This window comes from Trichococcus sp., from assembly GCF_049589555.1.
Lineage (GTDB): Bacteria > Bacillota > Bacilli > Lactobacillales > Aerococcaceae > Trichococcus.
The window spans coordinates 1-2,505 of sequence record NZ_JBAWAZ010000001.1 but is presented as its reverse complement, the minus strand read 5'-3'; the positions used below and the strand labels follow the sequence as shown (position 1 = coordinate 2,505).

Sequence of the window (2,505 nt, the reverse complement as noted above, 5' to 3'; positions counted from 1 at the left end):
TTGCTGACTTTATGTTTGCGATACTAAGTATCGTCTTCGTTTGCTTCGACCGAAGTCTAAGCTCCTTGCACATTTGGTTCGTTCATTCTTTATTCAGTTTTCAAAGGTCAATCGTGTATCACTCGTTACGTGATAGCTTATTCATATTATCACGGCCACCGCATCTTGTCAACAGTTTTTAAAATTAAATTTTTAACTGTCGGCCGGATGAATCAGCAACTTTCATATGATAACATCGTTTTATCTTGCTGTCAACAATGAATCTTATCTTGCCGTTGCCTTACAAAAGACAACTTCATAATACTATCATCATTTCAAACCTGTGTCAAACAGATTTCAGAATAAAACGCATCGGATTACCGAGGAACTAAACTTTACCACAAAAATGTAAGCCTTGTCAACAGCAGTGCATCGGCATTATTATGGATTTATCATTTTATGGGAAACCCGATTATTTTTCCAAATATAGGGATACCTATGCTGGATTTCCCGAAAATACTGCTGAAGCAGCGAGAGAAAATCAAAGAGGCAACCTCAAATTGCGAGGTTGCCTCACTTCATGGTTGTAGCACTAGTTCCTGTAATTTATCTACCAACACTGAAACCGTTGGTATTTAAAGGTAATGTTCGTTGACATGATCTTCGTTCATGTGAGTCTGACAAACTTCCGGACTTCTTTTCCACTGAATGAGGAACATGGCCACAATATGAAGTTGTACACCTGAAGATTCATCAAACATTTAAACGGGGCATCTCGCCACTCACATTTAAATACGAATCTTCTTCGAGATAACATCTTAAGTTTACTCGCCTAAAATGTTTCTCACTCCTGAACCTTTATCCATCCTATTACGGTTTTAACTTCACAGGTTAAATCAATTTTTCTTAGTTTTTCAAGCTAATCTAAATCTTTTCTGCTGCTACGTTACTTTTTTCATTCATTTTGTCATGTTGAATCTTTTCTAGATTTTTCGGGTCTATACTTAAAGTCTCTACTCGATCATGAATGAAATTAAAACCATAAGATGCTAGAACTTCAATTGGTTCTATGTAAAGAATTCATTTTATGCAACCCTTTCGGATCGTATACACTTCCTTCTTTACACTGTAATAATAACATGAAAGCGCTTGCTTTGCAAGTAAATGTTGCCTATTTTTTAAAAATTATTTGAGTTTTTTTCGTGCTATCATCCAATTTCCCGGCTGATTATAAGGCTGCATTCCCCGCTCCTTCATCAGAAGAATTTAATAAGGGCCGCCTTCCAGCAGCCCCCAATTCGATCAGAGCTTCGTCTTGACAACGACAGCCTCATTCACTTGCACCAATTCATCATTTAAATACACAGCTAGCTCTGGTCCTTCTTCAACAGTGAGGGTCACTTCTCCGCCGATCACTTGCACATCAAGCAGGCTGCCGCGGAAATTGATTTTGAAGTCATAACCTTGCCAGTTTTTCGGAACGAATGGTTTGAAATGCAGGAGTCCGTCTTTCACGCGCATTCCGGCAAAGCCTTGGACGATTGCCAACCAGGCACCGCTCATCGAAGTGATGTGGAGCCCGTCATCCGTGTCATTATTGTAGTTGTCCAGATCCAACCTTGCGGTGCGCGCATACAATTCAACTGCTTTTTCTTCCTTCCCGAGTTCCGCAGCCAGGACGGCATGAACGGAAGGCGACAAAGATGATTCGTGCACAGTCATCGGTTCGTAGAAATCAAAATTGCGTCTCTTTTCTTCCATGCTGTACCGGTCATTCAAAAAATAGATGCTCTGCAGCACATCGGACTGTTTGATGAACGGAGAGCGGAGTATCTTATCCCATGACCAATGCTGATTCAATGGCCTTTCGCTCGGATCCAACGTATCGGCAGGACGAAGGTCTTTATCAAGGAACGTGTCATGCTGGACAAAAACTCCCAGTTCCTCATCATACGGATAATACATCCGGGCAACAATATCTTTCCAGTGGTCCGTTTCCGCTTCCGTCAGGCTATGCTCTGCCCATTTCTCGGGGGACACTTTTTTGAGCGCGTCCAACGTGTACTTCAGTGTCCACGTCGCCATATTGTTGGTGTGGTAATTGTTGTTGACGTTGTTTTCGTACTCGTTCGGGCCAGTCACGCCATGGATCATATATTTTTGTTTGCGTTTGGAAAAATGGACCCGATCCGCCCAGAACCGGGAAATACCGACGAGGACATCGATCCCTGTTTCGACGAGATAGCTTTCATCCCCTGTGTAGTTCGTATAGTTGTAGATGGCATGCGCAATCGCCCCGTTGCGGTGGATTTCCTCGAAAGTGATCTCCCACTCGTTGTGGCATTCGACCCCGGTGAAAGTCACCATCGGATACAAAGCCCCTTTCAGACCCTGCTGGCGTGCGTTGTGGAAAGCACCCGGCAACTGCTGATGACGGTAGCGCAACAACTGGCGGGTGACTTTCGGATCGGCCACGGAAAGGTACATCGGCACCATGTATGCCTCCGTATCCCAATAGGTGGCGCC

1 protein-coding gene is annotated in these 2,505 nt (G+C 43.6%); it reads right to left on the bottom strand.

Going from position 1 to position 2,505, the window contains the following annotated elements; genetic code table 11:
* Positions 1–1,281: 1,281 nt before the first annotated feature.
* Positions 1,282–2,505: glycosyl hydrolase family 65 protein (locus WBV27_RS00005; RefSeq protein ID WP_424198314.1), on the bottom strand; the 1,224-nt coding region annotated here is incomplete at its 5' end.